We start from the raw sequence: 18,550 nt of genomic DNA, 5'->3' as shown, positions 1-18,550 counted from the left end.
AAATGCCGGCATGAGCCGGTACGTTTCTGCTCAGGCCTGGCCTTGCTGCTGGCGCAGTTCCGCTTTGCGCTTGAGCTGACGCGACTGCTGATGCAGGCTGGCGCGCACTATCAGCTCACGGTCTTGTTCGCGGATGCGGGTGTAAGTGGTGCGGATACGGAATTTATCGCCGACAGGTTCAACCCCAATCACCCGCACCAGCGCAAAAACCGCGCCGTCACTATTGTCCATAAACATTTTCACTTCGAGCAGCGTGCCTTCGGTAAAAGCGGTTTCGTGATCAAAACACAGGGCAGAGCCGCCATAACTGTGACTGAAGTGGCGGCATTGCGGGTCATCCTGCTGCATCAAAATATATCGCATCATGCTGTCGATTTTGCGCGCCTGAATGCGCAGATAAACGGCCAGCTCTTCTGCCAGCTCACCGAGCCGGTTCAATGATTTCAGTGCTGATTGCTCTAACAAAACCTGTTCGCCAGCCATCAGAAAGGGTTCCGGGATCAGTCGTTCAAACTGCTGTTCATCCGGCTCTTCGCCAGCGAAAGGTTTTACGTTGATGCGAATGTCGTGTTCAATAATGAAATAATCGTTGTATTGCTCTTTCAACAGGTTCAGTTGTGTGGAGTCCATGCTGCACCGCGCTTGTAAGCGCCCCCGTTTATCTCTATGATTCCGCTACTTTATCACTTTGTATGGCTGAAGTCCTGAGAAAAGGATGCAAGTTCCTGTTTCATTATTCATAGGGTTACGTTACAGCCAGAGCCGTAAAGGTAATGCCTTCCTGTCGTTTATCACCTTGTTTTCAGTGGCCGGGATTTTTCTCGGTGTGCTGGCATTGACCGTGGTCAGTTCGGTGATGAATGGCTTTGAGGGCGAGCTGAAAAAACGTATTTTGGGTGTGATCCCGCATCTCATCGTGCAAAGCGCCGACACCACGCTGCCACAGCGTTTGTCACAGCAATTTCCGGCTATTGCCCAGGTCAGCCCGTTTTTGCAAAGCGAAGCGCTGATCCAATCCAGTAAAGACTTAACCGGTGCTATGTTGCAGGGCGTTGACGTCAATGCCTTGCCGACGTTTTTGCAGCAGTCGCTGCAGCAAGGCGACTGGCAGGAATTCGCCGCAAGCCGTTATCAGGTGGTGCTTGGCAGTGCACTTGCTGACAAACTGCGGGTGCGGCTCGGCCAGCAAATTCGTTTAATTTTACCAAACGGCGGCAGCTATACGCCGCTTGGCTGGATGCCGCGTCAGCGCAATTTTACTGTTGCCGGCATTTTTGATACCGGATCAGAGGTGGACAAAGTGGTGGTGCTCCTGCGTTTGCAGGACCTGCAGAAACTGACCGGCAACAAAGAAACTGCCTGGCGTATTAGCCTTAACGACGCGTTTTTAGCACCAGAGTTACAAACGGAGCTGAGTAAGCTGGATGGCATCAACGCCGTCACCGACTGGCGGCAAAGCCATGGCAAACTGTTTTCCGCCGTGGCGATGGAAAAAGCCATGATGTGGCTGATGTTGTTGCTGATCGTCGCGGTTGCCGCCTTTAACATCGTTTCCGCGCTGGTAATGATGGTGACTGAGAAACAACGCGAAGTGGCCATCTTAAAAACTCAGGGCATGACCAATCAGCAGCTGTTTTATGTGTTCGCAGCCCAGGGCATGAGCCACGGCGTGACCGGAGCATTGACAGGTGCTGTTGCCGGCGTGTTGTTAACGCTTAGCTTAAATGACTTGTTGGCACTGTTGGGCTTACAGCTGGTGCAGGGCCTGGCATTACCGGTCATTTTGCAGTGGAGCGATGTACTGCTGATCATGTTGTCAGCGGTGTTGCTAACGGCTCTGGCCGTGATATACCCGGCCTGGCGCGCAGTTCAGGTAGAACCTGCTGCAGTGCTGCGTGATGAATAAGTGCTGCATGACGAATAAGCGCTACACGATGACTAAAAGACAGGCAAAAAAATCATGATGTTACGCTGTGAGAATCTCTGTAAAAGTTACCGCGATGGCGCCCATGTCACGCCGGTGCTGCATCAGATCAATTTGCAGGTGCCGGCTGGCCAGATGGTGGCGATTGTCGGCAGCTCGGGTTCAGGTAAAAGTACCTTATTGCATATTCTCGGGACTTTAGACCAGGCCGATAGTGGTGAACTAATTCTCGCAGGCCAGAAAATTTCTGCATTAAATCCAACGCAAAAAGCGCAGCTGCGTAACCAGCAACTTGGGTTTATTTATCAGTTCCACCATCTGTTGATGGATTTTACCGCCGAAGAAAACGTCGCGATGCCGCTACTTATTCGCGGTGTGGCGCAAAGCGATGCGCTGAACAAAGCTCGCCAGATGTTAGAGCGGGTCGGTTTGGGGCATCGCCTGACCCACCGGCCTTCGGAATTGAGTGGCGGCGAGCGCCAGCGCGTCGCCATTGCCCGCGCTGTCGTGGGAGAGCCTTCGCTGATTCTGGCTGATGAACCGACCGGTAACCTCGACCACCAAACCGCGGAAAGCATCTATCAGCTGATGCGTGAACTTAATCGTGATTTGGGCACCAGCTTTATTGTGGTGACGCATGACCCGGACCTGGCGGCAAAACTCGACCGTCAGCTGTATATGCGTGATGGCAAATTAGGAGAGCTGCATGGCTAGCCTGTCCTGGCAGCTGGCACAGCGTTATCGCCATACCCGTTCCAGCAGCGCATTTATCCGTTTTATTGCCGCGTCTTCAACCTGGGGCATTGGTCTTGGCGTGGCTATTCTGATTTTGGCGTTGTCGGTGATGAATGGCTTTGAACAAGCACTGGAGCAAAAACTGCTCAATGTCATTCCGCATGTCGAGCTGCAGGCAGTGGATAAACCTATCGCCAACTGGCCGGCGAAATTACAGCATTTGAGCAATCAGCCCGGCGTTGTCGCCGCTGCGCCATATATCCGCACCGATGGTTTGCTGCGCGCTCAGGGTAAAGTTAAAGCCATTGCGGTCCGCGGCATCGATTTGGCTTATGAAAGCGGCATCAGTCAGCTCGACCAGTTTGTCAAAAGTGGTGTGTTGAGCGACCCCACAGCGCAGCAGGTGATTTTAGGCGAGGGCGTGGCGAAAGAACTCGGCGTCAAAGTCGGCGAACAAGTGCAGTTGATGCTGCCGGAGCTGACCGAACAGGGCGATTTAGCCGGCCAGAAAAACGTGCTGCTTGAAGTGATTGCCATCGTCGGTATCGGCGGACAGCTCGATTATCAGCAAATCTGGGTACAGCTTGATGCACTGGGTGACTGGCTGACCATGCCTCCTGGCTCTGTGCAGGGTTTTGCTTTTAAAATTCAGGATATTTTTCAGGCCGGAAATATGGCGCGGGAGCTTGGAAGTCAGGCCACTGACTATGTTTATATGCTGGACTGGTTCCGCACTCAGGGCCATCTGTATCAGGATATCCAGATGGTGCGCAGCATCTTATATCTGGTGTTGGCGCTGGTGATCTCTGTGGCCTGTTTTAACATCGTCGCGACGTTGGTGATGGCTGTGCGGGAAAAAGAAGCGGATATCGCCATTTTACTGACCATGGGTACAAAGCCTGCGGTGCTGGTACGCGCTTTTATCTGGCTGGGCTGGCTAAATGGGGTCAAAGGCACATTGTGGGGCGCACTGGCTGGACTTGTATTGGCCTGGCAGATTGAGAATGTATTTGGTCTGGTCTCCACACTGCTCGGGCGCAGTTTACTCGACCCTACCATCTATTTCATTGACACTTTGCCTGCGCAAATTCAGTGGCCGGATCTGGTGTTGACGGTGACTGTGGCACTGGTACTGAGCCTGCTGGCCACTATTTATCCGGCGCGCCGCGCCGCCCGGGTTGAGCCGGCACAAGTGCTGGGGCAGTATTAACTGCGTTTTGCAGCTTTGGCGCGGCGTTGGCGTATATGGAAATGCCAAATCCGCGCTGACAAAGGCCAGCTCAGAAGTGCCGATAACAGGCCCAACACCACAGAGCCGGTCAGCAGCGGCACCCCGACCTGATGCAATGAAGCGGCCAGCCATTGCCAGCTGGCTTCAAACTCAAAATCCAGCGCCGGCATCTGCAAAATCATCACACCAGCCTGATAACCGGCCACAATCAACAGCGGTAACGTCAGCGGATTATTCAACCACACCAGCCCAAGCGCCAGTGGCAGATGCGCTCCAAAGCGGATAGCCAGAGCCGCTGCCAGTAACATCTGGATGGGTAACGGCAGCCAGGCACAAAACAACCCGACAGCACAGGCGCGCTGTAAAGAACGGCGTCGCAGGCGCCATAACGCCGGCGAGTTTAATTTCGGGCCAAATTTTTGTAACCAGGCTTGCTGACGCAGTGTTTCTGCATCAGGCAGCTGCCAGAAACGGCGGGAAGCGGGTTTTACTTTCATCGGCCAGATTAAACCGCAGGTTTGTGCCGTTCGGCTCTTTTGCGCCAGGCACGGCGCACCGCAATGATCCAAAACCAGTCGATTAAAAACCACGCCGCAGTGGACACCATTGCGGCGAAAATCAGACTACCGACCAAAAACGGTTTACCCACCGAGTCGATACTGGCGATCAGCCACTCAAAAGTGGCGTGAAACTCCACATTTAACGGCGGCATGCCAAGCACCCAGGTACCGATGTTGTAGCAAATGTAAAAAATTGGTGCCATGGTGAAGGGGTTGGTCAGCCAGCATAATGCCACGGCGATCGGAATATTACAGCGAAAAATAATGGCGAGTGCGGCAGCTAAGACCGTCTGGCCCGGCATCGGCATCAAGGCGGCGAACAGGCCTGCAGCGAAAGCGCCGCGGGCAGATCGGCGGTGCAGATGCCACAGATTGCCGTCGTGCAGGAATTTGCCAAATATCTGCATCGATTTATGATTTCTGATCAGATCTGGATCTGGCAGGTATTTTTTAATAAAGTTCTTAGCCATTACATCTCATTAACCAAATTGAAACATGGAACGTTTTAGCTTTGGTGTGCTGGCCGCAGCGTTGCTGGCGTTGTGGCTGGAGCAATTACCGCCGTTACGTCCGCTGGCTTTGGTCTGCCTGCTTGCACTCTTGGTCGCGCCGCTGCTGCCGGCTTGGCTGCGGCGTTATCATGCCTGTATATGCGGCGCTCTGACTTATCTGCTTTGCCTGAGCTGGCAGCTGCAACAACATCAACACATTAGTACACAAGTTGTGGCCGAGCATACCACAGAAGTTTGTGGCCGAGTGGTCAGTCTGCCGCGTCAATTCGTCGAAAATAGTCGTTTTGTCTTGCAGTTCAGTGACGACTGCGCAGAAAAACCGCAAGTCGCCGCCGGCCGGTTGATCGAAGTGCGTTGGTACGCCGAAGCCGGCCAAACGCTTCCAGTTGTCAAAGCTGGCCAGCAGTGGCGTTTGCCGGTGAAATTCAAAGCCGTGCGTGGCCTCGCCAATCCGGGTAGTCCGTGGCGGGAAGCCAATGCGCTGGTCGATGGCGTCATAGCGGTTGCGACCTTACAAAGCCGCGCAACTGCAGTGCTGCTAACGGATACACCCAGTCTGCGTCAGCAGCTGGCCGACCGATTCGCCGCTTGCTGTCAGCAATATAAGGCTTATCCGCTATGGCTGGCGCTGACCATAGGTGACAGGCCGTTCAGTGATGAATTATGGCTTGGCGTGCAGCATGCGGGCATGGCGCACTTGCTGTCGATCTCCGGCATGCATATCGCGTTGTTATTTGGTTTGTGTTTACTGACGAAGCCGCTGTGGGCATGGCTTGGGTTGCCGCAGCCCTGGCGCAGCGCGACATTATGGGCCTTTGCCTTGTCAGTTGCCTGGGGTTACGCCATGCTGGCCGGCTTTGCTATTCCGACGCTACGCTCTGTGCTGACCTTGTCGTTGCTGGTATTGCTGCGACTGTGCTGGCGAAGGGTTTCGTTGTGGCAGCTCAGCTGGGTGCTCAGTGCAGTGTTACTGCTGATTTGGCCATTCTGGTTATTCAGTTTTAGTTTCTGGCTGTCGGCGCTGGCACTGGCGTTGTTGGCATTATTGGAATGGCAGCAACCACTCAGACCCGGCTTTTGGCCGCTGTGCCGGCGTTTTGCCAGCTTTCAGCTCGGTTTTAGCCTGTTGCTGTTGCCCGTGAGCTTATTGCTGTTTCAGGGCGCAGCGCCTTTTGCATTCTGGCTGAATTTATTATTGTTACCGCTGATGACGCTGTTGGGCATCCCAATCTTGTTAATGCTGTTTGGCTGGTTATGCCTGACTGATGCGGTGCCACTATTTGCTTGGCAATGGCTGGATTTGTTGTACTGGCCACTGCTGCAGGCGTTGCAATGGGCGGCTTTGGCTGATGGTTGGTGGAGTCTGCCGGCGCTGCCCTGGTATGGCGCTTTGTTGCTGATGCCGCCTTTGCTGCTAGGCTGGTTTTGCCGCGGCCGATGGCAGTGGGCGGCGCTGCCGCTGTTGTTGCCTATATTGCCGCTATTGTTTAGTGCCAGTGAGTCTGCCTCAGCAAAGGGGCTATTGTCAGAACAACCGCTGTATTTTCATCTGCTGGATGTCGGCCAGGGCAGCAGCGCACTGTTGCAACAGGGCGACCACGCGATTTTATTTGATCTTGGGCCTGCCTATGGTGCCGTCAGTGCCACCCGTCAGGTGGTGTTGCCATTTTTGCGCTACCTCGGTATCCGTCAGCTCGACTACGTGGTGGTGAGCCATGACGACAGCGACCACAGTGGCGACTGGCCGCTGTTGCGTTCACGATATCCAAAAGCCGTGCTGGTCAGCGATATCCGCCGGCTGGCTCCCAGATTTCACTGCATGGATTTGCCGCCGTTTTGGCGCGGTGTGCGGTTACAGGCGTTCAGAGCCAGTGCTTATCAGCCCGAGCCAGGCAACGAGGATTCCTGTGCTGTGCTGATTGATACCGGCCGCTACCGGTTGCTATTACCGGGGGATTTAGGCCGGCGCGAAATGACAGTTGCGAGTGCGATCACCCGGCAGTTTGCCGGCATCGATGTGCTGGTGCTTGGTCATCACGGTAGTAAAACTGCCAGTAGTCTGGCTTTTCTGCAGGCGTTACAGCCTAGGCTGGCAGTGGCCAGCAGTGGTTTTCAGAATCAGTTTGGTCATCCCGCAGCAGACACTCAGGCACGGCTGAGTCTGCTGCAAATTCCGCTACTCAACACCGCCGAAAGTGGCGCTGTGCGGCTGCATCTGAGTGCTCAGGCATTACAATATGAGCAATACCGGCCGCGGCGGTTTGCGCGCTGGCTGGAAAAATAGCCGGGCAGATGCTGAAACCCGTTCATTAAACAGGTAGAATGCCGGGGTTTTGTTATTGTCAGGAAAGCTATTTTGACTGCTCCCCAGCCATCGACGACCGCTACATTCCGCCGCCTTATGCGATATATGAAACCGTATCGTGGCGGTTTTATCCTGGCGACTTTTGGCATGATTGGTTATGCCTTAATTGATGCCCTGTTTATTGCCAAATTTGGTGATTTTATTGACCGCGGCATCGCCGAAAAAGACTACGACTACCTTGCCATGATCCCACTGGCGTTGATCCTGATGTTTACCATCCGCGGGATCTTGAATTTTATCGCTACTTATTGCCTGCACTGGGCCGGCACCCATGTGGTGAAAGATTTGCGCCAGCAGTTGTTTGAACACATGATCAAGCTGCCGGTCAGCTACCATGACCAACACAGCACCGGCGAACTGATTTCCCGCATCACCTACGACGCCGAACAAATTAAACAGGCATCGAGTAAAGCACTGGCGGCTTTGCTGCACGAGGGTGCTCTGGTGATAGGTCTGGTTGCCGTGATGTTTTACAAAAGCTGGCAATTGTCGGCAATTTTCCTAATTATCACGCCGCTGATTGCCGTCATCGTCGCGGCCGTTTCCAGACGTTTCCGTGACATCAGCAAACGCATGCAATCCTCCATGGGCAATGTGACCAGCAGCTCTGAACAGATGCTCAATGGTCACAAAGTTATTCTGGCATTTGGCGGTGAGCAGCTGGAATCCGACCGTTTCGCCGGCGTCAATAACCAGAACCGGCAGCTTGATGTCAAACTCGAGTCCACCCGCGCTATGTCGGTATCGCTTATTCAGGTTATTGCCTCTTTTGCCGTGGCTTTTGTCGTCTATATGGCGAGTTTTCCTGAAATGCTTGAACAACTGACGCCGGGCATTTTTACTACCATCATCGTGTCGATGACGATGCTGTTAAAACCACTGAAGCAACTGACCACCATCAACGGCGAGTTCCAAAAAGGCATGGCGGCTGCGCAGTCGGTGTTTGCAGTGCTTGATCAACAACCGGAGCAAGACCATGGCACTGTGGAACTGGAAAACGTTCGGGGTGCTTTATCAGTTCAGAATCTGAATTTTCAGTACCCTGGCCATGAACAGCTGGTATTAAAAGACATCAATTTTGACGTCGAGCCAGGTCAGACGGTGGCGCTGGTGGGACGTTCCGGCAGCGGTAAAACGACTATTTCCAGTCTATTACCGCGTTTTTATGAAATCAGTCAGGGCGAGATCCTGCTCGATGGCCATCGGGTGCAGGACTGCAGGCTGAGTAGTTTACGACGGCAGATTGCGGTGGTATCACAGCAGGTGGTGCTGTTTAATGACACTATCGCCAACAATATTGCTTATGCCTACCGCGGTGAACTGAGCCGCGAACAGCTGGAACTTGTGGCTGAAAAAGCCCATGTGCTGGAATTTGCCCGTCAGTTGCCAGATGGGCTCGATACCATGATTGGTGAAAATGGCGTGATGTTATCCGGTGGCCAGCGCCAGCGTATCGCCATTGCCCGGGCCTTGTTAAAACAAGCGCCGGTATTGATTCTGGATGAAGCCACATCAGCTTTAGATACTGAATCTGAACGTAAAATTCAGGCTGCATTGGATGAATTGCTGAAAAACCGCACCAGCATCGTCATCGCGCACCGGCTGTCGACCATTGAAAAAGCGGATTTAATTCTGGTGATGGATCAGGGCCGCATTGTCGAGCGTGGTACCCATCAAAGCCTGCTGGCGCAAGACGGCTATTATGCCAGTTTGTATAAAATGCAGTTTGGGGACAGTGCTTGAACGCATTAGAGCGCAGCTGGTATCAAAAATTCGGCTGGAGCTGGTTGTTACTGCCGCTTAGTCTGTTGTTTGGATTCCTCAGCGCCGCTCGCCGGTTGGTCTTTCGCTTAGGCCTAAAAACGCCGCAGCGTTTGCGGGTGCCGGTGGTGGTGGTCGGCAATATCAGCGTCGGCGGCACTGGCAAAACGCCGGTCACCCTGCGCTTGTGCGAATTGTTGCAGGCGCATGGCTGGCGGCCCGGCATTATCAGCCGGGGTTATGGTGTAAAACTGAATGCTCCGCGCCTGGTCAAGCCGGACGACAGCCCAAGCCAGTGCGGTGACGAACCTGTGTTGCTGGCGCGGCGCTCTGGATGTCCTGTGGTGATTTTTCCGGACCGGGTGCAAGGTGGTGAATTTTTGCTGGCCACGACGGATTGCAATATCGTCATCTGCGACGATGGTCTGCAGCATTATGCGCTGGAACGTGACCTTGAAATTATCCTGATTGACGCCAGTCGTGGCATTGGTAATGGGTTGCTGTTGCCCGCCGGGCCATTACGGGAGGGCGCCTGGCGGCTGGCGCAGGCTGATGTGGTGCTCAGCAACGGTGGGCAGGACGCGCCATTGTCTGGCCAGGTTCGTGGCAATTTTCATTTGCAACCCGGTGTGCCAAAGCCGCTGCAACATGCTGACGCGGCGCTTGATAGCACCGCATCGCTGCAGTTGGTCAGCGGTATTGGTAATCCGCAGCGTTTTGCGGCGACAGTGCAAAAAGCCGGCTTTCAGCTGGCAGGGCAACACTGGTTTGCCGACCATCATGCGTTTACAGCGGCTGACCTGGCATCTATCCCAACACCGTTACTGATGACTGAAAAAGACGCGGTGAAGTGTCAGGCTTTTGCCAAACCGGGCTGGTTTTATCTGCCGGTGCAGGCGGTACTGCCAGCTGATGTGGAACATTATATTCTTGAGCGTCTGCGCAAGACGCATTAATCCGGCAGCGAACGGCTGTCGTGGGGAGATTTGATGGCATTTAATATTGCGTTACTGGACATCATTGCCTGTCCTTTGTGTAAAGGCCGGCTGAAGCTGGATAAAGAGCAGCAGCGGCTGATTTGTACTTTTGACCGGCTGGCGTATCCGGTGAAGCAGGATATTCCGGTATTGCTGGCCACTGAATCGACTGAACTGAGCGCAGATGAGGCTGAACTATGGCGTTCGTAGTGGTGATCCCGGCGCGCTACGCCAGTAGCCGCTTGCCCGGCAAGCCGCTGGCTGACATCGCCGGTAAAACCATGATTGAACGGGTCTGGAGACAAGCCTGTTTAAGTGGTGCCAGCCGGGTGGTGATTGCCACCGACGATGCGCGGGTTGAAGCGGCGGCGACAGCTTTTGGCGCTGAAGTGGTGATGACCTCAACAAACCACAATTCCGGCACCGAACGTCTGGCCGAAGTGGTCCAATTATTAGCGCTGACACCCGGGCAGGTGGTGGTCAATGTGCAGGGTGATGAGCCCTTTATTCCGCCGGCCATTATTGCGCAAGTTGCGCAGAATCTGGCAGGGCAGCATAAAGCGCGGATGGCGACCTTGTCAGTGCCGCTTGAACATCAGGACGATGTCAGCAATCCCAATGTGGTGAAAGTGGTATGTGACAAAGACGGTTATGCGCTGTATTTCAGCCGCGCCACTGTGCCATATGACCGCGATGGCGCTTTTAGCGCGGACTTTAGCCGTATCTATCGCCGTCACATCGGCATTTATGCTTACCGCGCTGGTTTTATTCAGGATTATGTACGTTGGCCGGTTTCTGAACTGGAACAGATTGAATGTTTAGAGCAGCTGCGGGTGCTGTGGCAGGGCGAAGCCATTCATGTTGATACGGCACTGGAAATCCCTGCGCTTGGCGTGGATACGCCAGCTGATTTAGAAAAAGCCCGTACTGTCGCGCTTGCGGCCGGCGTTTAAGCATGTCGATGCCCGTGACGCAAAGTTTTCATCTGCTATTTCGCCACGCCGATTTTGTGCTGGTCGACAAAGCGGCCGGCGTCAGCTTTCACTCCGAAGATGGCCCGGGTCTGGTCGTTGCGGTCGAACAAGCGCTGGGGCAAAAGCTTTATGCAGTGCACCGGCTGGATAAAGTCACTTCGGGCTTGTTGCTGCTGGCAACTTCATCAGCAGCTGCCGCGCGTTTTACTACGCTGTTTAGCGAACGTTTGATAGATAAATATTATCTGGCGTTGTCGCTTACCAGACCCAAGCAAAAACAGGGCTGGGTCAAAGGCGATATGCAACCGGCACGGCGCGGTGCTTATAAACTTTGTGCAAGCGTGACAGATCCGGCGCTGACTTATTTCATGTCTGCAGGGTTTGACGGCGCGAATACCGGTTTACCTGAAGGTGCCAGGGCGTTTCTGTTAAAGCCTTACAGCGGTAAAACTCATCAATTACGCGTCGCGCTGAAATCGCAGGGCGCCGCTATCGCCGGCGATGCTTTGTATCAGGGGGCGCCGGCCGATCGGGTGTATTTACACGCTTATGCGCTACGTTTTGACTGGTTGGGCGAGAGTTATCAGTTTGTTTGTCCTCCGACTCAAGGTGACTGGTTTGTGGCCGCGGCGCTGCAACAAAAAATCGTGACTGACTGGGCAGCGCCCTGGATGCTTGCTTTCCCGCAGCTCAAGCAGCAGTCGCAAAAACTCAAGTTAAATGAAAAGGATGCGTCTGTCGAAGCGCCTCCTGCGCAAGAGATATACGATGTCTGATTATCAATTAAGGTTTGCCGGTATTGGCCGGCTCTACGGCGCAGTCGCACTGGAAGCGTTTGCCAAAGCCCATGTTTGTGTGGTCGGCATCGGTGGTGTTGGCAGTTGGGTAGCCGAAGCGCTGGCGCGCTCCGGCATTGGCACATTGACTTTGATTGATTTGGACGATGTCTGTATCAGCAATACCAACCGGCAAATTCATGCGTTAAAAAGTACCGTTGGCCAGGACAAAGTTGCAGTGATGGCCGCACGTATCCGCGATATTAATCCGGAATGTGTGGTGCATCAGGTAGAAGATTTCGTCGCCGCGGATAATTTATTCACCCTGATGCGGCCTGAATTTAGCTATGTGGTCGATTGTATTGATTCGATTAAAGCCAAAACCAGCCTCATCGCGCACTGCAAACGCAATAAAATCCCGTTAGTGACTATTGGGGGCGCTGGTGGCCAGCTCGACCCGACGCAAGTGCAGCTAACTGACTTAAGCCAAACTATCAATGACCCGTTGTTGGCCAAAGTGCGGAATAACTTGCGCCGTGACTACAACTACAGCCGCACACCGAAACGAAAATTTGGCATTGATGCGGTGTATTCCACTGAGCAGCTGCGTTATCCCAAGCCCGATGGCACTGTGTGTCAGGCGAAGCAAGCCAGTGACGGTGCAATGCGGTTGGACTGTAGCGGTGGTTTTGGTGCTGTGACAGTGGTCACAGGTACTTTTGCTTTTGTTGCAGCCGGCAGGGTGCTGAAAAAACTGGCTGAGCGCGCGGACCTGGCTGAAAAGACACGGCAACAAGCTAACGCGTAGCCGGCAGCCGGCTTATAACACTTGTTTGATTTGTCTGATGACTGCCGCCACGCCGTTATTGCGTGACGGCGATAAGCCTTGTGCCAGCCCCAGCTGCTGGTAAAGCGCCTCGAACTCAACATCCCGTAATTGCACCTGCGACAGGCCATTCAGTTGACTGAGCAGCGCTGCGATAACGCCTTTAATGATGCGGGCATCGCTGTCAAAACCCCAATAATGCTGACCGTCCTGCTGTTGATGACAAAGCCAGGCGGCAGATTCACAGCCAGCAACCAGCAATTCATCGCGTTTCAACGCGTCTGGCAGTGGCGGCAACGTTTTACCCAGCTGCATCAGCAAGCGGTATTTTTGTTGCCAGTCGCGGCTTTGGCAGATGTCGGCATAGATACTGGCCTGACTTTGCATAAATTCAATTTGCTGCTGCATCAGAATAACTCCACGGCTTGTGTCAGCGCCGCAAGCGCCAGGTCCACCTCATCTTCTGTGTTGTAAGCGGCCAGCGATAAACGCACGGCGCCGCTTTGCTGCAGGGCGGCAAACAGCGGCATGGCGCAATGGCTGCCGGCGCGCACGGCGATTTTTTGCTGGTCGAGCAGGGTGGCAAGGTCGGCCGGATGCTCGCCCGGCAACACCAGACTGACAATGCCGGCATTGTCCTCAAGGCCTGATAACAGCTGCAGGCCGGGAATTTGCTGGCAACCCAGATATAAACGCTTGAGCAGATGTTGTTTATACTGTTGCAGCGTCACTAAATCAAAGCGCTGTAAAAACTCCACCGCTGCGGCAAGACCCAAGGCGCCGGCGATGTTCGGCGTGCCGGCTTCTAAGCGATATGGCAGGTCATTCAGCTCTGTGCCGGTGAAACTGACTTTTTTAATCATTTCACCACCGTACAGCAGCGGCCGCAGCAGTTCGAGCGCGGCTGTTTTGCCATATAAAGCGCCAATGCCAGTTGGGCCATAGAGTTTATGGCCGGAAAACAGATAAAAATCACAATCGATTTGTGCCAGATTAACCGGCCCCATGCTCACGCCCTGGGCGCCGTCAACAACAGTCAGCGCACCGATAGCCTTTGCCGCGGCAACCATGACTTCAACCGGCTGAATATGGCCAAGACCATTGCTGACATGGCTGAGACTCACCACCTTAGGTTTTTTCTCAAGTAACTGATGAAATGTGACAAGATCAAGCCGGTGTTCGCTATCGAGCGGCACAACATCAATAAACACGCCGAAGCGTTCACAATGAAATTGCCAGGGTACTATGTTGGCGTGATGTTCGAGCGCGCTCAGCAAGATACGGTCACCCGGTTGCAGCACAGTACCCATCAAGCCAAAAGCCAGTTGATTCAGGCCTGCAGTGGTACCGGAGGTCCAGATCAGCTGGCTGTTTGCGGCAGGCCGCAGAAATTGGTGCACTGTGGTACGAGCTTGTTCAAAAGCACTGGTCGCTTGTTGTGCGAGTCCATGCGCCGCCCGGTGCACATTGCTGTTTTCTTGCTGATAAAACGCCAATTCTCTTGCGATGACCGCCTTTGGCTTGTGCGTGGTGGCGGCATTATCCAGATAGACCCAATCCGGATGAGCGGCAAAAAACGGGAAATGGGCGCGAAAATCTGCGGCAGTTAACATCCAAGGCACCATAAAGTCTGAACCATTGCGCCAGTATCAGCGCTGGCGCGGGATTTTGCCCTGTTTTATCAGCAGCAGCAATTCACCCAATAAAAAAAGCGCCGGGCTGGCGCTTTTTTCCTGTGAACAAGCCTGGCGGTATTAAGAACGCAGCGCTTTTTTCACATAATCGCGTTGGGTGTAACCGGTGTACAGCTGACGTGGACGGCCGATTTTGTGGCCTTTATCGGACAGCATTTCGTCCCAGTGTGAGATCCAGCCAACAGTGCGTGACATGGCGAAAATCACCGTGAACATGCTGGTTGGAATGCCAATGGCCTTCAGGATAATACCTGAGTAGAAATCGACGTTCGGGTACAGTTTCTTCTCGATGAAGTACGGGTCTGACAGCGCGATACGCTCCAGCTCCATTGCCACGTCCAGCAGTGGGTCTTTGATGTTCAGCTCTTTTAACACTTCATGGCAGGTCTCACGCATCACTTTGGCGCGCGGGTCAAAGTTTTTATAGACGCGGTGACCAAAGCCCATCAGGCGGAACGAGTCGTTTTTGTCTTTCGCGCGAGCAACGAATTCAGGGATACGCTCGACTGAACCAATTTCCTGCAACATCACCAGACAAGCTTCGTTGGCGCCACCGTGTGCCGGGCCCCACAGTGAAGCAATACCGGCCGCGATACAGGCATAAGGGTTGGCACCTGAGGAGCCAGCCAGACGCACTGTTGAAGTTGAAGCGTTTTGCTCGTGGTCCGCGTGCAGCATAAAAATGCGGTCCATCGCTTTGGCGACGATTGGGCTCACTTTGTATTCTTCTGCCGGCACTGAGAACATCATATGCAGGAAGTTTTCTGCGTAGCTCAGTTCATTGCGAGGATAAACGAACGGCTGACCGATAGTGTATTTGTAAGCCATAGCTGCAATAGTTGGCAGCTTGGCGATCAGGCGGTGGGCAGAACGTTTACGCTGCTCCGGGTCATTGACGTTCAAATCTGAGTGGTAGAACGAAGACATAGCGCCAACCACACCACACAGCATTGCCATTGGGTGAGCATCGACACGGAAGCCCTGGAAGAAAGACGCCAGTTTTTCATGCACCATAGTATGACGGGTGATGACATGGCGGAAATGTTTGTATTGCTCGGCGGAAGGCAGCTCGCCTTCCAGTAACAGGTAACAGGTTTCTAAATAATCAGATTCAACGGCCAGCTGTTCAATCGGGTAGCCGCGGTGCAACAATACACCGTTGTCGCCGTCGATATAAGTGATTTTTGATTCACAAGAGCCAGTCGACATAAAACCCGGGTCAAATGTGAAATAACCTTGTTGACCCAAAGCACGCACGTCGATCACATCAGTTCCCGCAGTGCCGGCGTAGATAGGCAACTCAAACGGCGCCAGACCTTCGATGTGCACGACAGCTTTTTTATCGGCCATTGGATTTCTCCTGTGTTGTTATTGGTTTAAATCTGCTGCGAATTCTTATTCTACCCGTAACTAGGGCACCAAAGTCAATTTTAATGCGCTGGCGGTTAATAAGTATTCGACTCTAGTCGTATTGTGTTCAGCGCGCGAACCGTTAATGTAGTGGCCGCAGAATTTCTTCAGTAAAAAGAAACATAAATTGTAATCCGGGGTTGTGAAATATATACTGTCGCGGGTTCGAAATCAGTTCACCGATAGATAGAAAAATAAAAGGCTGAACCACTTAGGGTGAAGGCCAGTATATCCGTTGGGTGTTGACTGTTTATGCAGCAACGATAATGACAACAAAGCCCGCAAAGGGCGTTCATGGGCAAGAAACTGTGAAAAAGCAAAGACCTGTAAATCTCGATCTAACCACTATATCCATGCCTCCTACGGCGAAAGCCTCCATCCTGCATCGTGTCACCGGCGTTGCCATGTTCTTCGCACTGGTGTTTGTGATTTGGGCTTGGGCCGTTTCTTTATCTTCACCTGAAGGTTTTGCCACTGTGAAAGAAGTGATGACATCATTCATCGCTAAATTCATCGCCTGGGGCACGCTGACAGTGTTGTCTTACCATATCATCGGCGGTATTCGTCACCTGATCATGGATATGGGTCACTGGGAAGAATTAGAGTCTGGCAACGCCAGTGCCAAAGCGGCCATTGGCCTGTGGCTGGTTGTTGCAGTATTAGCTGGAGTCTGGTTATGGTTCTGAATCAAGCATCTTTAAAGCGTGATGGTGTGCAGGATTATGTGTCTCTGCGCGCAACCGCGATTATCCTGACGTTATACACGTTATTTATTCTTGGCTTTTTCCTGATCACGCCTGAAGTGACTTACGATGTCTGGAAAGCATTGTTTTCTAATCTGTTAGTCAAAGCATTCACCTTACTGGCGCTGGTTTGTATCGCAGTTCACACCAAAATTGGTCTGTGGCAGGTGCTGACCGACTATGTCAAATGCGCCCGTACCCGCGCTGTGCTGCAATTCTTTCTGTACACGCTGGCATTTGGTTATGTGGCTGTTGGCCTGTTTGTTATGTGGGGTGCTTAATTGAATATTCCAGTTCGCGAATTTGATGCCGTGGTGATCGGCGCTGGTGGTGCCGGTATGCGCGCCGCTCTGCAAATCACTGAATCAGGCCTGACCTGTGCTTTATTATCCAAAGTGTTCCCAACCCGTTCGCACACTGTATCTGCTCAGGGCGGTATCACAGTAGCGCTGGGGAACTCACACCCGGACAACTGGGAATGGCACATGTTTGATACCGTCAAAGGTTCCGACTATATCGGTGACCAGGACGCGATTGAATACATGTGTAAAACCGGCCCTGAAGCCATTACAGAGCTGGAAAACATGGGTTTACCATTCTCACGTTTTGAGAATGGCCGTGTTTATCAGCGTCCGTTTGGTGGTCAGTCGAAGAATTTCGGTGGCGAGCAAGCCGCCCGTACTGCAGCTGCTGCCGACCGTACCGGTCACGCTTTATTGCACCTGCTGTATCAGCAAAACGTCAAAAACAAAACTCAGGTTTTCTCTGAGTGGTATGCGCTGGATCTGGTGAAAAACCAGGACGGTGCAGTGGTGGGTTGTACCGCGATTGATATCGAAAGCGGCGAAGTGGTCTACTTCAAATCACGCGCTGTAGTATTAGCCACTGGTGGCGCCGGCCGTATTTTCGCATCTACGACTAATGCCCACATCAATACCGGTGACGGTGTTGGTATGGCGCTGCGTGCTGGCGTGCCAATGCAAGATATGGAAATGTGGCAGTTCCACCCAACCGGTATCGCCGGTGCCGGTGTACTGGTTACAGAAGGCTGTCGTGGCGAAGGCGGTTACCTGCTGAATAAAGACGGTGAACGTTTCATGGAACGTTATGCACCTAACGCCAAAGATTTAGCCGGTCGTGACGTCGTTGCCCGTTCAATGATGACGGAAATCCGCGAAGGCCGTGGCTGTGATGGTCCGTGGGGCCCGCACATCAAGCTGAAATTGGACCACCTCGGTGAAGAAGTGCTGGAAAGCCGCTTACCAGGCATCTGTGAACTGTCGCGCACCTTCGCGCACGTTGATCCGGTGAAAGAACCTATTCCGGTTATTCCTACCTGTCACTACATGATGGGTGGCGTGCCAACCAACGTCCACGGTCAGGCGTTACGTCCGACTGCTGATGGTCGCGAAGAAGTGATCCCGGGCTTATTTGCCTGTGGTGAAATCGCTTGTGTATCTGTACACGGCGCGAACCGCTTAGGCGGTAACTCATTGTTAGACTTAGTTGTATTTGGCCGCGCAACCGGCCTGCATCTGGGTGAAGCCCTGGCTGCCACTGCTGAGTATCGTCAGGCGTCTGATTCTGATCTGGAAGCATCGTTATCCCGTTTTAACCGGTGGGAAAGCTCGAAACCAGGTCAGGGTGAAGACCCAGTGCAAATCAAAAAAGACCTGCAGCAATGCATGCAGCTGAACTTCTCGGTATTCCGTGAAGGTGCGGCGATGGCTGAAGGCTTAGAACAGTTAAAAGTGATCCGTGAGCGGCTGAAGTATGCCCGTCTGGACGACAAGAGCGCTGAGTTCAACACTCAACGTATCGAATGTCTGGAACTGGACAACCTGATGGAAACCGCATTCTCGACTGCAGTTGCTGCCAACTACAGAACCGAGAGCCGTGGTGCCCACGCTCGCTTTGACTTCCCGGACCGTGACGATGAAAACTGGTTATGCCACAGCGTCTACTCGCCGGAGACTGAGTCTATGTTTAAGCGGAAAGTGAATATGGAAACAAAATTCCGTCCGGCTTTCCCTCCTAAAGCCCGTACTTACTAAGAGGGATA

General features: G+C 53.2%; 19 protein-coding genes. 13 read left to right on the top strand and 6 right to left on the bottom strand.

The window, feature by feature from the left end; genetic code table 11:
• Window positions 1-30: 30 nt before the first annotated feature.
• Window positions 31-630 carry a PilZ domain-containing protein gene (locus Q399_RS0117315; RefSeq protein WP_031570728.1) on the bottom strand — a complete coding sequence of 200 codons (600 nt, stop codon included), beginning with the start codon at window positions 628-630 and terminating at the stop codon, window positions 31-33.
• 85 nt (window positions 631-715) lie between these two features.
• Between Q399_RS0117315 and Q399_RS0117310 the strand changes: the two genes are divergently transcribed.
• The 3 genes from Q399_RS0117310 to Q399_RS0117300 are packed head-to-tail and all read left to right on the top strand — an operon-like array spanning window position 716 to window position 3,869.
• The gene (locus Q399_RS0117310) at window positions 716-1,906 is read left to right on the top strand and encodes a lipoprotein-releasing ABC transporter permease subunit (RefSeq protein ID WP_031570726.1); all 1,191 of its coding nucleotides are present in this window, start codon (window positions 716-718) and stop codon (window positions 1,904-1,906) included.
• A 54-nt stretch (window positions 1,907-1,960) separates the two neighbouring features.
• On the top strand, window positions 1,961-2,638 hold the full coding sequence (gene lolD, locus Q399_RS0117305; RefSeq protein ID WP_031570725.1) for a lipoprotein-releasing ABC transporter ATP-binding protein LolD: 678 nt from the start codon (window positions 1,961-1,963) through the stop codon (window positions 2,636-2,638).
• Window positions 2,631-3,869 (top strand): lipoprotein-releasing ABC transporter permease subunit, encoded by a 1,239-nt coding sequence (locus Q399_RS0117300; protein ID WP_031570722.1) that lies wholly within the window; start codon window positions 2,631-2,633, stop codon window positions 3,867-3,869. The genes lolD and Q399_RS0117300 overlap by 8 nt, the downstream gene beginning before the upstream one ends.
• On the opposite strand, the gene Q399_RS0117295 is transcribed toward Q399_RS0117300, so the two are convergent.
• Both Q399_RS0117295 and Q399_RS0117290 read right to left on the bottom strand, forming a co-directional pair.
• Window positions 3,866-4,387 (bottom strand): DUF2062 domain-containing protein, encoded by a 522-nt coding sequence (locus tag Q399_RS0117295; RefSeq protein WP_037046614.1) that lies wholly within the window; start codon window positions 4,385-4,387, stop codon window positions 3,866-3,868. The genes Q399_RS0117300 and Q399_RS0117295 overlap by 4 nt on opposite strands.
• 8 nt (window positions 4,388-4,395) lie before the next feature.
• Window positions 4,396-4,920, bottom strand: a complete 525-nt coding sequence (locus Q399_RS0117290) for a DUF2062 domain-containing protein (RefSeq protein WP_031570720.1) — start codon at window positions 4,918-4,920, stop codon at window positions 4,396-4,398.
• A gap of 25 nt (window positions 4,921-4,945) precedes the next feature.
• Here Q399_RS0117290 and Q399_RS0117285 point away from each other — a divergent pair, with 25 nt between their 5' ends.
• From Q399_RS0117285 to tcdA, 7 genes are all read left to right on the top strand, one after another.
• Window positions 4,946-7,246 (top strand): DNA internalization-related competence protein ComEC/Rec2, encoded by a 2,301-nt coding sequence (locus tag Q399_RS0117285; protein ID WP_031570719.1) that lies wholly within the window; start codon window positions 4,946-4,948, stop codon window positions 7,244-7,246.
• A 72-nt stretch (window positions 7,247-7,318) separates the two neighbouring features.
• Window positions 7,319-9,070 carry a lipid A export permease/ATP-binding protein MsbA gene (gene msbA / locus Q399_RS0117280; RefSeq protein WP_031570718.1) on the top strand — a complete coding sequence of 584 codons (1,752 nt, stop codon included), beginning with the start codon at window positions 7,319-7,321 and terminating at the stop codon, window positions 9,068-9,070.
• Window positions 9,067-10,044, top strand: a complete 978-nt coding sequence (lpxK, locus tag Q399_RS0117275; RefSeq protein WP_031570716.1) for a tetraacyldisaccharide 4'-kinase — start codon at window positions 9,067-9,069, stop codon at window positions 10,042-10,044. The genes msbA and lpxK overlap by 4 nt, the downstream gene beginning before the upstream one ends.
• Window positions 10,045-10,077: 33 nt before the next feature.
• Window positions 10,078-10,275 (top strand): Trm112 family protein, encoded by a 198-nt coding sequence (locus Q399_RS0117270; protein WP_031570714.1) that lies wholly within the window; start codon window positions 10,078-10,080, stop codon window positions 10,273-10,275.
• Window positions 10,263-11,018: a 3-deoxy-manno-octulosonate cytidylyltransferase gene (kdsB, locus tag Q399_RS0117265; RefSeq protein WP_031570712.1), complete on the top strand. Its 756-nt coding sequence runs from the start codon at window positions 10,263-10,265 to the stop codon at window positions 11,016-11,018. The genes Q399_RS0117270 and kdsB overlap by 13 nt, the downstream gene beginning before the upstream one ends.
• Before the next feature lie 2 nt (window positions 11,019-11,020).
• Window positions 11,021-11,815, top strand: coding sequence for a TIGR01621 family pseudouridine synthase (locus Q399_RS0117260; RefSeq protein ID WP_084164491.1), 795 nt, complete (start codon window positions 11,021-11,023; stop codon window positions 11,813-11,815).
• Window positions 11,808-12,623 carry a tRNA cyclic N6-threonylcarbamoyladenosine(37) synthase TcdA gene (gene tcdA / locus Q399_RS0117255; RefSeq protein ID WP_051686143.1) on the top strand — a complete coding sequence of 272 codons (816 nt, stop codon included), beginning with the start codon at window positions 11,808-11,810 and terminating at the stop codon, window positions 12,621-12,623. The genes Q399_RS0117260 and tcdA overlap by 8 nt, the downstream gene beginning before the upstream one ends.
• Before the next feature lie 12 nt (window positions 12,624-12,635).
• Here tcdA and Q399_RS0117250 read toward each other — a convergent pair whose 3' ends face one another.
• The 3 genes from Q399_RS0117250 to Q399_RS0117235 all read right to left on the bottom strand — a co-directional run bounded on the left by Q399_RS0117250 (window position 12,636) and on the right by Q399_RS0117235 (window position 15,685).
• Window positions 12,636-13,049 (bottom strand): SufE family protein, encoded by a 414-nt coding sequence (locus tag Q399_RS0117250; RefSeq protein WP_037046612.1) that lies wholly within the window; start codon window positions 13,047-13,049, stop codon window positions 12,636-12,638.
• On the bottom strand, window positions 13,049-14,254 hold the full coding sequence (locus Q399_RS0117245; protein ID WP_031570704.1) for an aminotransferase class V-fold PLP-dependent enzyme: 1,206 nt from the start codon (window positions 14,252-14,254) through the stop codon (window positions 13,049-13,051). The genes Q399_RS0117250 and Q399_RS0117245 overlap by 1 nt, the downstream gene beginning before the upstream one ends.
• 141 nt (window positions 14,255-14,395) lie before the next feature.
• Complete coding sequence (locus Q399_RS0117235; RefSeq protein WP_031570702.1) at window positions 14,396-15,685, bottom strand: citrate synthase; 1,290 nt, start codon at window positions 15,683-15,685, stop codon at window positions 14,396-14,398.
• A gap of 326 nt (window positions 15,686-16,011) precedes the next feature.
• Between Q399_RS0117235 and sdhC the strand changes: the two genes are divergently transcribed.
• The 3 genes from sdhC to sdhA are packed head-to-tail and all read left to right on the top strand — an operon-like array spanning window position 16,012 to window position 18,542.
• Complete coding sequence (gene sdhC / locus Q399_RS0117230) at window positions 16,012-16,431, top strand: succinate dehydrogenase, cytochrome b556 subunit (protein WP_084164489.1); 420 nt, start codon at window positions 16,012-16,014, stop codon at window positions 16,429-16,431.
• Window positions 16,422-16,769, top strand: a complete 348-nt coding sequence (gene sdhD, locus Q399_RS0117225; RefSeq protein ID WP_031570698.1) for a succinate dehydrogenase, hydrophobic membrane anchor protein — start codon at window positions 16,422-16,424, stop codon at window positions 16,767-16,769. The genes sdhC and sdhD overlap by 10 nt, the downstream gene beginning before the upstream one ends.
• Window positions 16,770-18,542 carry a succinate dehydrogenase flavoprotein subunit gene (gene sdhA / locus Q399_RS0117220; protein WP_031570696.1) on the top strand — a complete coding sequence of 591 codons (1,773 nt, stop codon included), beginning with the start codon at window positions 16,770-16,772 and terminating at the stop codon, window positions 18,540-18,542. It abuts the gene before it with no gap.
• The last annotated feature ends 8 nt before the right edge of the window (window positions 18,543-18,550 follow it).

This window comes from Rheinheimera texasensis DSM 17496, from assembly GCF_000711985.1.
Lineage (GTDB): Bacteria > Pseudomonadota > Gammaproteobacteria > Enterobacterales > Alteromonadaceae > Pararheinheimera > Pararheinheimera texasensis.
The sequence above is the reverse complement of the archived record's forward strand: the minus strand, read 5'-3'. Positions and strand labels throughout refer to the sequence as shown.

What these genes read in the sequence shown, in the direction of transcription:
- Q399_RS0117315 (WP_031570728.1), bottom strand. Translation starts at nt 630, where the DNA reads ATGGACTCCACACAACTGAACCTGTTGAAAGAGCAATACAACGATTAT.
- Q399_RS0117310 (WP_031570726.1), top strand. Translation starts at nt 716, where the DNA reads ATGCAAGTTCCTGTTTCATTATTCATAGGGTTACGTTACAGCCAGAGC.
- lolD (WP_031570725.1), top strand. Translation starts at nt 1,961, where the DNA reads ATGATGTTACGCTGTGAGAATCTCTGTAAAAGTTACCGCGATGGCGCC.
- Q399_RS0117300 (WP_031570722.1), top strand. Translation starts at nt 2,631, where the DNA reads ATGGCTAGCCTGTCCTGGCAGCTGGCACAGCGTTATCGCCATACCCGT.
- Q399_RS0117295 (WP_037046614.1), bottom strand. Translation starts at nt 4,387, where the DNA reads ATGAAAGTAAAACCCGCTTCCCGCCGTTTCTGGCAGCTGCCTGATGCA.
- Q399_RS0117290 (WP_031570720.1), bottom strand. Translation starts at nt 4,920, where the DNA reads ATGGCTAAGAACTTTATTAAAAAATACCTGCCAGATCCAGATCTGATC.
- Q399_RS0117285 (WP_031570719.1), top strand. Translation starts at nt 4,946, where the DNA reads ATGGAACGTTTTAGCTTTGGTGTGCTGGCCGCAGCGTTGCTGGCGTTG.
- Q399_RS0117270 (WP_031570714.1), top strand. Translation starts at nt 10,078, where the DNA reads ATGGCATTTAATATTGCGTTACTGGACATCATTGCCTGTCCTTTGTGT.
- kdsB (WP_031570712.1), top strand. Translation starts at nt 10,263, where the DNA reads ATGGCGTTCGTAGTGGTGATCCCGGCGCGCTACGCCAGTAGCCGCTTG.
- Q399_RS0117260 (WP_084164491.1), top strand. Translation starts at nt 11,021, where the DNA reads ATGTCGATGCCCGTGACGCAAAGTTTTCATCTGCTATTTCGCCACGCC.
- tcdA (WP_051686143.1), top strand. Translation starts at nt 11,808, where the DNA reads ATGTCTGATTATCAATTAAGGTTTGCCGGTATTGGCCGGCTCTACGGC.
- Q399_RS0117250 (WP_037046612.1), bottom strand. Translation starts at nt 13,049, where the DNA reads ATGCAGCAGCAAATTGAATTTATGCAAAGTCAGGCCAGTATCTATGCC.
- Q399_RS0117245 (WP_031570704.1), bottom strand. Translation starts at nt 14,254, where the DNA reads ATGTTAACTGCCGCAGATTTTCGCGCCCATTTCCCGTTTTTTGCCGCT.
- Q399_RS0117235 (WP_031570702.1), bottom strand. Translation starts at nt 15,685, where the DNA reads ATGGCCGATAAAAAAGCTGTCGTGCACATCGAAGGTCTGGCGCCGTTT.
- sdhC (WP_084164489.1), top strand. Translation starts at nt 16,012, where the DNA reads ATGACAACAAAGCCCGCAAAGGGCGTTCATGGGCAAGAAACTGTGAAA.
- sdhD (WP_031570698.1), top strand. Translation starts at nt 16,422, where the DNA reads ATGGTTCTGAATCAAGCATCTTTAAAGCGTGATGGTGTGCAGGATTAT.